This window comes from Streptomyces sp. NTD107 (assembly GCF_059510435.1).
In genome coordinates this window covers 302,421-315,628 of record NZ_JCAJZV010000004.1, presented here as the reverse complement: position 1 = coordinate 315,628, position 13,208 = coordinate 302,421, and the positions used below count along the sequence as shown (strand labels likewise).

Below are 13,208 nucleotides of genomic sequence, written 5' to 3'. Positions count from 1 at the left end.
GTCTTTCGCGGCTTTGACTGTAGCGACTCCGGGCGGGAACCGGATCGGCGGTCCGGACGTTTGATCCCTCGCCGGGGTTCGGCGGGTGTGCGGCCGAAAGCCGGTCATAAATACTTATCCGGAGTTAACGGGCGAGGTGGCTATGGTAGGCACTCCACTGGACACCACCAGAGCCGACAGGGGAGGTGCGGCCGCGTCTGAGAGCAAGGGAGTGCTCAAACGCTTCCGGCGCTCTTCCGGCGGGCCGAATTCTGTGACTGACATCGTTGACGGAGCCCACACCGACACCGGATCCGCTGACGGCGCACCCGCCGCCACCGCGACCTTCAGTGCGGGGCCCGACGGCCAGACGTGGGCACCGCCCAGCTGGGACGAGATCGTCAGTACCCACAGTGCCCGCGTCTACCGGCTCGCCTACCGGCTCACCGGTAATCAGCACGACGCGGAGGACCTCACCCAGGAGGTCTTCGTACGGGTATTCCGTTCCCTCTCCACCTACACCCCCGGCACCTTCGAGGGGTGGCTGCACCGGATCACCACGAACCTCTTCCTCGATATGGTCCGGCGCAAGCAGCGGATCCGCTTCGACGCCCTCGGCGACGACGCCGCCGACCGGCTGCCCAGCCGAGAGCCCACCCCGCAGCAGCACTTCCACGACACCCACTTCGACGCGGACGTCCAGCAGGCGCTGGACACCCTCGCCCCGGACTTCCGGGCAGCGGTGGTGCTGTGTGACATCGAGGGCCTGAGCTACGAGGAGATCGCCACCACGCTGGGCGTGAAGCTCGGTACGGTCCGCAGCCGCATCCACCGGGGCCGCTCGCATCTGCGCAAGGCCCTCAAGCACCGTTCGCCGCGCGGCGGCGGCAAGGCGGTCCGGGTACCGGAGCCCGCGCTCGCGGCCGGGGGTGCGGCGGAGTGAGCGTTGCCCCGGAACAGGGCGCGGGCCAGGCCGACCAGCACCTCGGGGAGAGCCTGGCCGCCCTGATCGACGGCGAGCTGTCGCACGACAGCCGGGACCGGGTGCTGGCGCACCTGGCCACCTGCGCCGACTGCAAGGCGGAGGCGGACGCCCAGCGGCGGCTGAAGAGCGTGTTCGCCGAGAGCCCGCTGCCCACGCTGTCCTCCGGGCTGCTGGCCCGGCTCCAGGACCTGCCCGCGGCGGGCGCGGCACCGCCGGGGCCATTCGGCGCGCCGGCGGGCGGACCGCGGCCCGGGCCCCTCGGCCCGGGCCGCGGCTCCGCGCTGCCCGGCGGCGCGGACCGCGAATCCCTGTTGAGCCGGTCCGGCCTCGGCCCCGACAGCGGCTTCCGGATACACAGACCGGCGGCCTCCCGGCCGGCCAGGGACAGCCGGGACAACCGCTCGGGCCACCGCTTCGTCTTCGCGGCGGCCGGCGCGGTGTCGGTGGCGGCACTCGCCATCGCGGGCGCGGTCAGTAGCGCGGGGCTCGGCGCCCCGCCCACGGCCGGCTCCCCCGGCACCCCCAACCCGGCCGCGGCCGGCACCACCGCCTCGATGGCCACGGCGCGCACCTCGGGCCGGGTGGAAGAGGTGCTGGCCGAACAGTCCGCCGGACCACTCGCCGGCCGGCCGGCCGGCGCGATGGGCGCGGGCCTGTCCGGTGCGCTGGGGCCGGTGGCCCTGAGCGGCCAGCAGTATTCCTCGCCCGGCACGACGGGCTGGGGATACCCCGTACCGCTGTGGAACACCGAACCGATCGTCTGGCCCGTCGCCGCTTCCCCAGGACCTTCACCGACCACGGCACTCGGAGCAGTGAGCCCGCGCTGAGCCGGTCGGACGGACCTGGTTGAATCCATTGCCGGAAGACGGCAGTGCGGACACGATGGGGACTGCGATGGACACAGGGCAGGGCAGCACCTCATGGGGCCCGGACGAAGAACCGGGCCAGGACCCCTACGGCACCCCGCCTTACGGCCAACCCGGCCCGTGGGCCCCAGCCCCGCCTGTCCAGCCCCCCACCCCCGCCCATGGCACCACCACCGGTGCCGGGGCCGACACCGGCTGTCCGCCACCGGCGGGCACCCCGTCACCCGCGCCCGCCGCCGGCCACGGCGGCACCACGGCCGGCCACCAGCCCGGACGGGGCACCACCCCGCCGCCCACCGGCACGAGCGCGGACCCACGCTCGACCACGGTGACGCCGCCGGGTGGCACCCCGACGCCCGGGCCTGCGGCCGGGGCCGGGGCCGGGGCGGGCGGTGGCTATACGCCGCCGGGTGGTGCGGCGTCGCTCGGTGCTGCGGCGGGCGCGGGTGGCTACACCCCTGCGCCCGGGCCTGTGGCCGGCGCCGGCGGTGGCTATACCCCGGCGGCGGGTACCCCCGCTCCCGGGCCGGTGCCCGGCGCTGCGGGTGCGGAGACTGGTGAGGGCGCGGAGCGGTTCGCGTCGCCGGGGACGGCGGCATCCGGGGCCGGGGGTGGCTATGGCGCTGTGCCGGCCGCCTCGACCGGGTCCCCGACAGCCGGGGCGCGCGGTACCACGGGGCCGGCGGGTGCCACGGGGCCTGCGTACGCCGGCCCGTACGCCGCCGATGGCGCGGCCGGTGCGGGTGGTTATGGCGGTACGTCGGCAGGTGGTGCCGCGTCGGGTGCCGCGGGTGACGGACGTGCGGGCGGTCAGCTCGGCGAGGGCGCGCCTGCCGGTGGTGGAGTTCGGGGGGCGGCCGAGCCGCAGGGTGCCGGGGGCTACACGCCGCCGCCGGACGGCCCTGTCCCCGGTACGGCGGCGGGTGGCAGTGGCTCCGCCGCTGCCGGGCTGCCGGGGGCCGGGGCCGGAGTGGGCGGGGGGATGGCTTCGGCTGCCGCCCCCGCCCCCGCCCCCGCACCCCCGCCCCCGGCGGGGCCGCAGGGCGACGGGCCGGGGCGGTATGACCCCTGGGGGGTTTCCGTCGCGCCGCCCGTCACCGGCGGCGAGGTGAAGGCGCGGCCCCGGCGCGGCGCGCTGTTGATCGGCGCCGTCGTCATCGCCCTGGTCGCGGGGCTGGTCGGCGGTCGGGTCGGGGTCTATCTGGAGCGGGACGGGCGGTTCAGCGAGGTGCGGTTGCCGCAGGCCGGCTCCGAGCGGGGGTCCGCACCCCCCGGATCCATCGCGGGGATCGCCGAGACCGCCCTCCCCGGCGTGGTCACCCTGCATGTGCAGGGCGGCGGCGCCGCCGGCACCGGAACCGGTTTCGTCATCGACGACCGGGGCCACATCCTCACCAACGCGCACGTGGTGCGCCCCGCCGGCAGCAGCAACGGCTCGATACAGGTCACCTTCAACAGCGGCGACACCGCCAGCGCCGAGATCGTCGGCCAGCACGCCGGCTACGACCTCGCCGTGGTCAAGGTCACGGGGGTCTCGGGGCTCACCCCGCTGCCGCTCGGCGACTCCGACGGCGTACGCGTCGGCGACCCCGTCGTCGCGATCGGCGCGCCCTTCGATCTGGCGGGCACCGTCACCTCCGGCATCATCAGCGCCGTCAACCGGCCGATCACCGCCGGCGGCGAGGAGTCGGACGGCTCGGACGTGTCCTACGTGAACGCCTTGCAGACCGACGCCCCCATCAACCCGGGGAACTCGGGCGGCCCGCTCGTCGATCTCGACGGCCGGGTCATCGGGATCAACAGTGCGATCCGGGCGCCCGAGCCGTCGGGTGCCGACGGCGGGCAGGCCGGCAGTGTCGGGCTCGGGTTCGCCATACCGATCAACCAGGGCAAGGACATCGCCGAGCAGCTGATCAACACCGGCCGCGCGACCCATCCCATCATCGGGGTGACGCTCGACCTCAGTTACCGGGGCAGCGGCGCCCGTGTCGGCACCGCGGCCGGCAACGACGGCGGCACCGCCGTCGAGCCGGGCGGCCCCGGGGACCTCGCCGGGCTCCGGGAGGGCGATGTGATCACCGCCGTCAACGGCGAGCGGGTCCGCAGCGGCGACGAGCTGATCGTCAAGATCCGCAGCCACCGCCCCGGCGACCGGCTCACGCTCACCGTGCAGCGCGACGGCGACGACATCGACGTGTCCGTCACCCTCGGTGAAGCGTCCGGAGGCTGAGCGTGATGTGGTCCGCTGTTTACCGATCGAGGGTCCCCCGCGACTCCCGCCTCCGGCCCGTGGCCGGTACCGTGGCCTCGTCCAGATGTGTGAGGGAGCAGCCAGGTGTTCTTTGATATCGGATCACTCGAATTCCTGGTGATCATTGTGCTGGCCATTCTGGTCTTCGGGCCGGAGAAGCTGCCGAAGATGATCCAGGACGCCGCCCGGCTCATCCGCAAGGTCCGGGAATTCTCCGACAGCGCCAAGCAGGACATCCGCTCGGAGCTGGGCCCTGAGTTCAAGGACTTCGAGTTCGAGGACCTGAATCCCAAGCGGTTCGCGCAGAAGCATCTCCTCGACAAGGACGACACGTACGGCCTGAAGGAACTGCGCGACAGCATGGATGTCCGCAAGGAGCTGAACGAGGTCGTCGACTCGGTGAACAGCCGCCACGTGCTCCCGCGCGGCACCTCCGACAAGGTGGAGCTGGCGAAGACCGGCGGCACCCCGGTGGACCTCGGCAAGCCGGGCGACGCCGCCCCCCGTACCTCCCCGGCCGCCGCCGCTGACGACGCGCCCCCCTTCGACGCCGATGCCACCTGAGCGGGTGGATTCAACCCGCTTGTAGGTCATATGGGCCCACCGGTGGATCGGCCCTGCCCACCTGCCAGGACGCTGATGGCTATCCTCCCTATGTCCGGGGTGTGCCCAGGACGAGGGCAATGAGGAGGCGTCGCGCAGATGGAGACGACGAGTCGGGCAGAACCGCAGGACGCCACGGGTGAGCCCGGGCCGTCCGGGTCCGGGTCCGGGGAGCCGGACGGGCCCCGGGCCGAGCCCCAGGCCGTCCCCGGGGCGCGCCGCGTGGCGGTGGACGGCTATCTGCTGGCCGGGTTCCCCTGGTACGGGCTCGATGAGGCGTTCACCGGCCAGCGCTGGCTGATGCAGGTCGGTACGGCCACCGACGGCACCGTCGAGCACGGCTCCACCGGGCACGGCGACGAGCCTTCGCTGCTCACCGAGCTGGGGCAGGAGGAGCAGCGGTTCACGGTGGTGGTGACCGTCGCCTCCCGCCCGGTGCGCCGCAGCCCGGACGGTACCGGCGTACTGGAGGCCACCTCGGTGTCCTCGGCCGCCTGGCTGGCCGGGGCGGGGCTGCTGGCCGGCACCTGGCCGGCCCAGATGGAGCGGGCGCTGCGGCAGGACTGGCTGGATCAGCAGACCGCGATCGCCTGGGAGCTGGCGGACGATCTGGACGGCGGCGCCTGGTCGATCCTGCAACTGCCGGTGGACGGGGTGCAGACCGACTTCCACTACCGGGAGTCCGAGTACGGGTGGGTACTGGCCGGCGCGGGCGGTGACGGCGTGCACCTCGGCGCCTATGGGCGGGGGATGAGCGCGTACGGCCTCGGCTTCTCCGTGATCAAGGACCTGGAGAGGTACACCTGACACCTGGGCCTGGGCCGTACGCCCCCGGAGGGTGGGCCGGTCGCCCACCCTCACCTCAGAACTTGTTGCGCGGGGTGATCCCCAGGGACAGGCCGGAGAGCCCGCGCTGCCGGCCGCCGAGCGCGTCGGCGATCTTGCGCAGCGCCACCCCGGCCGGGGAGTCCGGGTCGCTCAGCACCACCGGCTTCCCCTCATCGCCGCCCTCGCGCAGCCGTACGTCGATGGGGATGGTGCCCAGCACCGGAACCTCGGCGCCGGTGGTCCTGGTCAGCCCGTCGGCGACCTGCTGCCCGCCGCCGCTGCCGAAGACGTCGACCATCTCGTCGCAGTGCGGGCAGGGCAGCCCGGACATGTTCTCCACGACGCCGACGATCTTCTGGTGGGTCTGGACGGCGATCGACCCGGCGCGTTCGGCGACCTCGGCGGCGGCCTGCTGCGGGGTGGTGACCACCAGGATCTCGGCGTTGGGCACCAGCTGCGCGACGGAGATGGCGATGTCGCCGGTGCCGGGCGGCAGGTCGAGGAGGAGGACGTCGAGGTCGCCCCAGTAGACGTCGGCGAGGAACTGCTGGAGCGCGCGGTGCAGCATCGGGCCGCGCCACACGACGGCCGCGTTGCCCGGGGTGAACATGCCGATCGAGATCACCTTCACGCCGTGCGCCGACGGCGGCATGATCATATTCTCGACCTGGGTGGGGCTGCCGTCCGTACCCAGCATGCGCGGCACCGAGTGGCCGTAGATGTCGGCGTCGACCACGCCCACCTTCTGCCCGCGCGCGGCCAGGGCCACCGCCAGATTGACGGTCACCGAGGACTTGCCGACGCCGCCCTTGCCGGAGGCCACGCAGTAGACGCGGGTCAGCGACCCCGGCTTGGCGAACGGCACCTCCCGTTCGGCCTGCCCGCCGCGCAGCGTGCTCGCCAGCTCCTTGCGCTGGGCGTCGCTCATCACGTCCAGCTCGACCCGTACGTCGCTCACCCCGGGCACGGCGCGCACCGCCGCCGCCACGGAGGAGTGGATCGTCTCCCGCATCGGGCAGCCCTGGACCGTGAGGTAGACGCCGACCGTGACGGTGCCGTCGGGGGCGATCTCCACGGATTTGACCATGCCCAGATCGGTGATCGGCCGATGGATCTCCGGATCGTTCACCGTGGCGAGCGCGGCCCGAACGGCGCTGTCCGTGGGCTGGGGGATGTCGGTAGCCATGCCCCCGATGGTACGGCGGCCACCGGGCCCAAGGGCTACTGCCGTCAGGGGTGATGAGCCGGTACCGGTACGCTGCCGCTCAACTCCCCGACCCCCGAGTGGAAAGGCAGCCGACGTGAGGGCAGCGGTCCCCGGATGGCCCAGGTGGCGCAGGGCTGTACTGGCGCTCTGCTGCGCGCTGGCGAGCGTGACGCTCACCGCGTGCGGCGGCAGCGACGAGGACCCCGACGAGGGGACCAACGGGCTGGCGAAGCTGACCGCCGAGGAGATCGAGCAGGAGGCGCGCGGCGCCGTCCAGGGAGCCACCGCCGTACGGCTGTCCGGCACCGTGATCACCGAGGGGACCACATACCGGCTGGACATGCGGATCGGCGAGGAGGGCGGGGTGGGGGAGGTGTCCACCGAGGGCACCACCTTCGAGCTGCTGCGGATCGGCGAGGACCTGTACATCAAGGCCGATGTGGGGTTCTGGCAGGCCCAGGGCGGGGAGGACGAGGGCGAGGACGGCGGCGAGGATCCCGATCCGGCGTACAAGCTGGACGGAAAGTATGTGCGGGTCGCGCCCGAGGATCCGGCCTACGCGCAGCTGAGCGGCTTCACCGACCGGATGGTGCTGCTGGACGGGCTGCTGGCGCTGGAGGGTGAGCGGGCGATAGGGGAGCGGGGCGAGATCGGCGGCGTGCAGACCATCCGGCTGGAGGCGGCGGAGGGCGTGGGCGGGGCCATGGAGGTTTCGCTGATCGGCACGCCGTACCCGCTGCGGTTCGAGCGGGGCGGGGCGGCGGGGGAGCTGACGCTGACGGACTGGAACAAGGAGTTCACGCTGCACGCGCCGCCGGACGAGGAGATCCTCGACTACGGCGACGAGATGGTGACGGACAAGGACTGAGGACTGAGAACTGAGGACCGAGGGATGAGGGCCGAGGGCTGATGAGCATGATCGATCGGGCGCTGATCGAGGAGAGTGCGAAGAAGTCGGCCCTGGTGTGGGTGCGCGGGCCGCAGGGCCCGGCCCGGGGGCTGTGGCACGTCTGGCACGAGGGCGCGGTCTGCCTGGTCGGCGGCGGCGGCGGCGACGGCGACGACGGGCGGCGCGGCGAGCAGCCGCTGGACGGGCTCGGGCTGACGGACGGCGGAACGGCCACGGTGAGCTGCCGCAGCAAGGACAAGGGCGGCCGGCTGATCGTCTGGCCGGCCCGGGTCACCGTACCGGCGCCCGGCAGCGAGCTGTGGGAGGCGACCGCCGCCGAACTCAAGGGCAAGCGGCTGAACGCCCCCGACCAGGACGGCCTGCTGGCGCGCTGGGCGCGGGAGTGCCGCATCCTGCGCCTGGAGCCCGCCGGCCCGGCGGAACAGCGCCCCGGCGCGATGCCGGACGGCAGCGGGGCGGCGCCACCGCTGCCGACCCCGGCGGCGACCAGGGTGGCGGCCCCGAGCGGGCTCCCCGTGAAGCGGGGGCGGCGGGGCCGCCGCGGATAGCGGCCAGCCCTTGCCGGGCACGTGCGCCCGGGTACGGCCCCGTGGCCGCTTGCCGCTTGCCGCTTGCCGCTTGCCGCTTGCCGCGCCCGGCGTCGGCCGTTGCCGACCGGTTGGGCCGTGGCCCTGCGTGGGGACCCGCTCGGTACGGCTCTGTTGCCGGCGCCGCCACGCACCTGCCGCCCGTCACGGGGTGCCTGGGGCCGCATCCCGGCGTTGGCTCCGTCCGTGATGTGTGTCGGGTCCGGGCGCGGGGCATCGCTCCGCGTCGGCGGTGGCCGGGGCGGAGCCGACCCGGGCAGGTCCGCCGTCGTCCGCCGGTCGTCGGGCGAGCGGGCCGCAGGCCCTACGCCGACAGGCCCAGCGCCGACATGCGCTTGGTGTGGGCCTCGGTGATCCGGGAGAACATCCGGCCGATCTCCGCCAGGTCGAAGCCGTCGGCCACCCCGCCGACCAGCATCGTGGACAGCGCGTCCCGGTCCGCCACCACCCGCTGGGCCTGCGACAGCGCCTCGCCCATCAGCCGGCGCGCCCACAGCGCCAGCCGGCCGCCCACCCGCGGGTCGGCCTCGATGGCCGCCCGTACCTTCTCCACCGCGAACGACGCGTGACCCGTGTCGTCCAGCACCCGCAGCACCAGGCCCCTGGTGTCCGCGTCGAGCCGGGAGGCGATCTCGCGGTAGAAGTCCGCGGCGATCGCGTCGCCCACATACGCCTTGACCAGGCCCTCCAGCCAGTCCGACGGCGCGGTCAGCCGGTGGAACTCGTCCAGCGGGACGACGAACGGCTGCATCGCCGTCACCGGCTCCTCCGCGATGCCCTCCAGATGCCGGGACACCTGCTCGAAGTGCTGGAACTCCGCCGACGCCATCCGTGCCAGCGCCGCCTTGTCCGCGAGCCCCGGCGCCAGCTTGGCGTCCTCGGCCAGCCTTTCGAAGGCCGCCAGCTCCCCGTACGCCAGTGCCCCCAGCAGATCGACCACGGCCGCCCGGTAACGCGGGTCGGCGGACGCCTGGGCCCAGTCCTGCGTGGGCTCGGCGGCATCGGGAACGGCGGGCTGCTCAGGGCTCTGCGGCGTCTGCATGGACCGCACAATAGTCCCCGGCCAGGCCCTCGCGAGACCGAGCCTGACACATATGCGCGGTTCCGGGGTACAGTGCTATAGAGGCCCGCCCGGAGGTGGCGCGGCCTTCCCCATGCCGGAGTCTGATGGGCCCAGGAACCGCCCGGGTCCCTTGTCCTCCGAGGATGTCCGGTCGGTTGGCCGATCGGCTCCGACCTGACCAGCCCTCCGCGTGGTGGGTGCGCCCCGCAGCCACCACGGTATGAGGGGCCCGCTCGCGCGGTGCGTGCGCTTGAGCGAGACGACCGGGTCCCGCGCCACAGACGGCCCCAAGGCGGGCCGCATCATACGGGCGCGGTACTGATGACCCGCCTCGCCGCCACGTGCGCCGCGACACACAGAAGAGGCCACCACCCTGTCCGCCACCACCACATTCCGAGATCTCGGGATCCTTCCCGAGACCGCCGAGGCGCTCGAAGCTGTCGGCATCATCACTCCCTTCCCCATTCAGGAGCTGACCCTCCCCGTCGCGCTCTCCGGCACCGATGTCATCGGGCAGGCGAAGACCGGCACCGGCAAGACCCTCGGCTTCGGGCTTCCCCTCCTGGAGACCGTGACCGTCCCGGCGGACGTCGAGGCGGGCCGGGCCCGTCCCGAGGAGCTGACCGACGCCCCGCAGGCACTCGTGGTCGTCCCCACCCGCGAGCTGTGCCAGCAGGTGACCAACGACCTGCTGACGGCCGGCAAGGTGCGCAACGTACGCGTGCTGTCCATCTACGGCGGTCGCGCCTATGAGCCGCAGGTCGAGGCGCTGGCGCGCGGCGTCGACGTGGTCGTCGGCACCCCGGGCCGGCTGCTCGACCTGGCCGGGCAGCGCAAGCTGCGGCTGTCCGAGATCCGCACCCTGGTGCTGGACGAGGCCGACGAGATGCTCGACCTCGGCTTCCTGCCGGACGTCGAGCGGATCATGGAGCAGCTGCCCGCCAAGCGGCAGACGATGCTGTTCTCCGCGACGATGCCCGGGCAGGTCATCGGCCTCGCCCGGCGCTACATGAACCGGCCCACCCACATCCGGGCCACCGACCCCGACGACGCCGGCACGACGGTGGCCAACACCACCCAGCATGTGTTCCGGGCGCACTCCATGGACAAGGTGGAGCTGCTGGCCCGCATGCTCCAGGCGACCGGGCGCGGGCTCGCGATGGTGTTCTGCCGTACGAAGCGCACCGCCGCCGATGTCGCCGACCAGCTGTCGCGGCGCGGGTTCGCGTCGGGCGCGGTCCACGGCGACCTGGGGCAGGGCGCGCGCGAGCAGGCGCTGCGGGCGTTCCGCAACGGCAAGGTCGACGTCCTGGTGTGCACCGATGTCGCGGCCCGCGGCATCGATGTGGACGGGGTCACGCACGTGATCAACTACCAGACGCCGGAAGACGAGAAGACGTACCTGCACCGCATCGGGCGCACCGGGCGGGCCGGGAAGACCGGGACGGCCGTCACGCTGGTCGACTGGGACGACATCCCGCGCTGGCAGCTGATCAACAAGGAGCTGGGCCTGGACTTCCCGGACCCGGTGGAGACGTATTCGACGTCACCGCATCTGTTCGAGGCGCTGGGCATCCCCGAGGGGACGAAGGGGATACTGCCCCGGGCCGAGCGCACCCGGGCGGGGCTTGCCGCCGAGGAGGTCGAGGACCTGGGCGGGCGCGACAGCAAGCGTTCCGGTGCCGGTTCCGGTTCCCGGTCCGGCGGTGGCCGGGGCGCCAGGGAGACGGTGGCCGGCGAGGACGGTGAGCGGCCGAAGCGGACGCGCACCGCGACCCGGCAGCGGCGCCGTACCCGGGGTGGGGTGTCGCTGGGCGAGGGCGCGGCGGCGCCCGCCGCCTCCGCAGCCGCCGCCGTACCGGAGCGGGCGCCCGCCGCCGCCCCGGCGACGGCGGAGGGCGCCGAGGGCGCCGCGCCGCGTACCCCGCGCCGTCGCCGGCGCCGCCGGCCCGCCGCCGGCGGCACCGCCGACGGCTGACGGGCGGCGGATACGGGGACTGGCTGTCAGTCGAAGACGGGCTGACCCGCACGGGTCAGCCGCCAGTCGACGGAGGCGAACCGGGCCGGATCGATCTCACCGTTCTCCTGCACCCAGGTGATGATCGTGTTGCGGATCTCGTCCGAGTTCGCCCACAACTGATCGGCCGCGGCGATGTGCGGGAAGTTACCGCCGCCGCTGGCCCGGTAGTTGTTCACCGCGAGGACGAACCGCGCGTCGTCCGCGACCGGCTCGCCCGCGAACCGCAGCTCGCGGATCCGGGAGCCGGCCGGTTCGGCGATGTCGATGTCGTACGTGACACCGCTGACCGCGTCGTAGTTGTAGTCCGGGATGCCCTCGGCATTCGTCAGCTTCGACGGATCGACGGCCTCCCCGGCCGGTGTCCGCACGAAGTACCGCGCCGAGAACTCCAGATAGTCCCGCAACTGCGCGCCCGTGATCAGCCGCGCCTCCAGGGTGTTCTCGAAGACATACATCCCCGCCACATCACGGATGGTGACCTGGCCCGCCGGGATCGCGGCGGACCGCGAGAAGCACGCCGCCTGTGAGAGCACCGGCAGCTCCGCGTACGCCCCGCCCGCCAGCGCCGCCGTCACCGTCTCCGCCTGCACGAAGTTGATGAAGTCGATGATCGGGGCGTCCTTGTACGCGGCCTCGGTGGCCGACATCGCCTCGGTCGCGGTGCCGATGACCTGGTTGACGTACGCCACGACCCGCTGGTGCTCGTCCGACAGCAGCCGGGTGATGCGCGGGTCCTCGGCGACGGTGTTGGTGTTGCGGACCTCGGAGGACACCGACTCGACGACCCACCGGCCGCGCTCCCAGACCACCGCTATGTCGAAGACGCTCAGCCGCTTGCCCCAGAACAGCGGCTCGGACAGCACCACTTCCTTGCCGGTGGCGGTGTTGGTGACCCGGCGTTCGGGGATCTCGGCGTGCGCGTGGCCCACCAGGATGGCGTCGATGCCGGGCACCGTCTCGGCGATGATCGCGGCGGCGTTCTCGATGTGCGGGAGCTGATCACCGTAGGAGGAGGTGCCGCTGGTGCCGGAGTGCGCGGAGACGATCACCACGTCGGCGCCCATCGAGCGCAGCCGGGGCACGTAGTACGCGGCCTGCTGCTCCAGGGAGGGGAAGGTCATCTTCCCCTCCACGTGGGCCCGGTCCCAGATGGCGATGCCGGGGTTGGTCAGGCCCAGCACGGCGACCTTGACGGCCCGGCCGCGCGGGGTGGGGATGGTGGCGATGTGGTACGGCGGGAACGCGGGGCGCTGGGTGCGGGCGTCGAGGGCGTTGGCGCCGAGCAGCGGGAAGTCGCACTGCTCCTCGAACTTGCGCAGCAGCGGGATGCCGTAGTTGAACTCGTGGTTGCCCAGGGCCACGGCGTCGTAGCCGATGGCGTTCATGGCCTGCGCCATGGGGTGCACGGGGCCGCGGCGGGCGGTGATCGGGTCGACCTTGGCGTAGTAGTACGCGAGCTGGGTGCCCTGGATGGTGTCGCCGGCGTCGATGAGCAGGGTGTTGCGACGGCCGCCCTTCTCGGTGCGGACCTGGTCGATGAGGGTGGAGAGCTTGGCGAGGCCGACGTCGTTGCCGCCCGCGTCCTGGAACTCGGCGTCGGTGAAATAGTCCCAGTTGAAGACGTGACCGTGCAGGTCGGTGGTGCCGAGCACGGAGAAGCTGTGGCGCTTGGTGTTGCCGTTGCCGTTGCCCGCGCCGGCGGCGGCTGCGGGGGTGGCCGACGCGGTGCCGCTGGTGCCTCCGGCGAGCACCACCCCGGCCGAGGTGACGGCGGTTCCGCCCAGGAACTTTCGGCGGTTCAGCGACATGTGGATGACTCCTCGATGGGGGGGGTGGTACGAGCCGTAACGCGCGTAGATTCTGGCCCAGAATTCGTACGAACGACACCCCATGGCGGTTTCGTCCGGGT

10 protein-coding genes and 1 pseudogene are annotated in these 13,208 nt (G+C 73.1%); 8 read left to right on the top strand and 3 right to left on the bottom strand.

Annotation, left to right across the window (positions count from 1 at the left end; translation table 11 throughout):
- Positions 1-142 precede the first annotated feature (142 nt).
- From sigE to AC5WRL_RS11400, 5 genes are all read left to right on the top strand, one after another.
- On the top strand, positions 143-922 hold the full coding sequence (gene sigE, locus AC5WRL_RS11420) for an RNA polymerase sigma factor SigE (protein ID WP_496088298.1): 780 nt from the start codon (positions 143-145) through the stop codon (positions 920-922).
- Positions 919-1,791 carry an anti-sigma factor family protein gene (locus AC5WRL_RS11415; protein ID WP_496088297.1) on the top strand — a complete coding sequence of 291 codons (873 nt, stop codon included), beginning with the start codon at positions 919-921 and terminating at the stop codon, positions 1,789-1,791. Before sigE ends, AC5WRL_RS11415 begins: the two co-directional genes overlap by 4 nt.
- A gap of 664 nt (positions 1,792-2,455) precedes the next feature.
- Positions 2,456-4,060 carry a S1C family serine protease gene (locus AC5WRL_RS11410; protein WP_496088296.1) on the top strand — a complete coding sequence of 535 codons (1,605 nt, stop codon included), beginning with the start codon at positions 2,456-2,458 and terminating at the stop codon, positions 4,058-4,060.
- A gap of 105 nt (positions 4,061-4,165) precedes the next feature.
- On the top strand, positions 4,166-4,645 hold the full coding sequence (locus AC5WRL_RS11405; protein WP_496088295.1) for a sec-independent translocase: 480 nt from the start codon (positions 4,166-4,168) through the stop codon (positions 4,643-4,645).
- A gap of 138 nt (positions 4,646-4,783) precedes the next feature.
- Positions 4,784-5,491 carry a hypothetical protein gene (locus AC5WRL_RS11400; RefSeq protein WP_496088294.1) on the top strand — a complete coding sequence of 236 codons (708 nt, stop codon included), beginning with the start codon at positions 4,784-4,786 and terminating at the stop codon, positions 5,489-5,491.
- Positions 5,492-5,546: 55 nt separating this feature from the next.
- Here AC5WRL_RS11400 and AC5WRL_RS11395 read toward each other — a convergent pair whose 3' ends face one another.
- On the bottom strand, positions 5,547-6,698 hold the full coding sequence (locus AC5WRL_RS11395) for an Mrp/NBP35 family ATP-binding protein (protein ID WP_496088293.1): 1,152 nt from the start codon (positions 6,696-6,698) through the stop codon (positions 5,547-5,549).
- Between the two features lie 187 nt (positions 6,699-6,885).
- On the opposite strand from AC5WRL_RS11395, the gene AC5WRL_RS11390 reads away from it, so the two are divergent.
- Together AC5WRL_RS11390 and AC5WRL_RS11385 are read left to right on the top strand one after the other, a co-directional pair.
- On the top strand, positions 6,886-7,587 hold the full coding sequence (locus tag AC5WRL_RS11390; protein WP_496088292.1) for a hypothetical protein: 702 nt from the start codon (positions 6,886-6,888) through the stop codon (positions 7,585-7,587).
- Positions 7,588-7,628: 41 nt separating this feature from the next.
- Positions 7,629-8,177 carry a hypothetical protein gene (locus tag AC5WRL_RS11385; protein WP_496088291.1) on the top strand — a complete coding sequence of 183 codons (549 nt, stop codon included), beginning with the start codon at positions 7,629-7,631 and terminating at the stop codon, positions 8,175-8,177.
- A gap of 343 nt (positions 8,178-8,520) precedes the next feature.
- On the opposite strand, the gene AC5WRL_RS11380 is transcribed toward AC5WRL_RS11385, so the two are convergent.
- Complete coding sequence (locus AC5WRL_RS11380) at positions 8,521-9,258, bottom strand: ferritin-like fold-containing protein (RefSeq protein ID WP_496088290.1); 738 nt, start codon at positions 9,256-9,258, stop codon at positions 8,521-8,523.
- A gap of 346 nt (positions 9,259-9,604) precedes the next feature.
- Here AC5WRL_RS11380 and AC5WRL_RS11375 point away from each other — a divergent pair.
- Positions 9,605-11,248: pseudogene (locus tag AC5WRL_RS11375) on the top strand (DEAD/DEAH box helicase); the annotation flags it as partial.
- Positions 11,249-11,283: 35 nt separating this feature from the next.
- Here AC5WRL_RS11375 and AC5WRL_RS11370 read toward each other — a convergent pair.
- Complete coding sequence (locus AC5WRL_RS11370) at positions 11,284-13,107, bottom strand: bifunctional metallophosphatase/5'-nucleotidase (protein ID WP_496088289.1); 1,824 nt, start codon at positions 13,105-13,107, stop codon at positions 11,284-11,286.
- Between the last annotated feature and the right edge of the window lie 101 nt (positions 13,108-13,208).

What these genes read in the sequence shown, in the direction of transcription:
- sigE (WP_496088298.1), top strand. Translation starts at nt 143, where the DNA reads ATGGTAGGCACTCCACTGGACACCACCAGAGCCGACAGGGGAGGTGCG.
- AC5WRL_RS11400 (WP_496088294.1), top strand. Translation starts at nt 4,784, where the DNA reads ATGGAGACGACGAGTCGGGCAGAACCGCAGGACGCCACGGGTGAGCCC.
- AC5WRL_RS11395 (WP_496088293.1), bottom strand. Translation starts at nt 6,698, where the DNA reads ATGGCTACCGACATCCCCCAGCCCACGGACAGCGCCGTTCGGGCCGCG.
- AC5WRL_RS11385 (WP_496088291.1), top strand. Translation starts at nt 7,629, where the DNA reads ATGAGCATGATCGATCGGGCGCTGATCGAGGAGAGTGCGAAGAAGTCG.
- AC5WRL_RS11380 (WP_496088290.1), bottom strand. Translation starts at nt 9,258, where the DNA reads ATGCAGACGCCGCAGAGCCCTGAGCAGCCCGCCGTTCCCGATGCCGCC.
- AC5WRL_RS11370 (WP_496088289.1), bottom strand. Translation starts at nt 13,107, where the DNA reads ATGTCGCTGAACCGCCGAAAGTTCCTGGGCGGAACCGCCGTCACCTCG.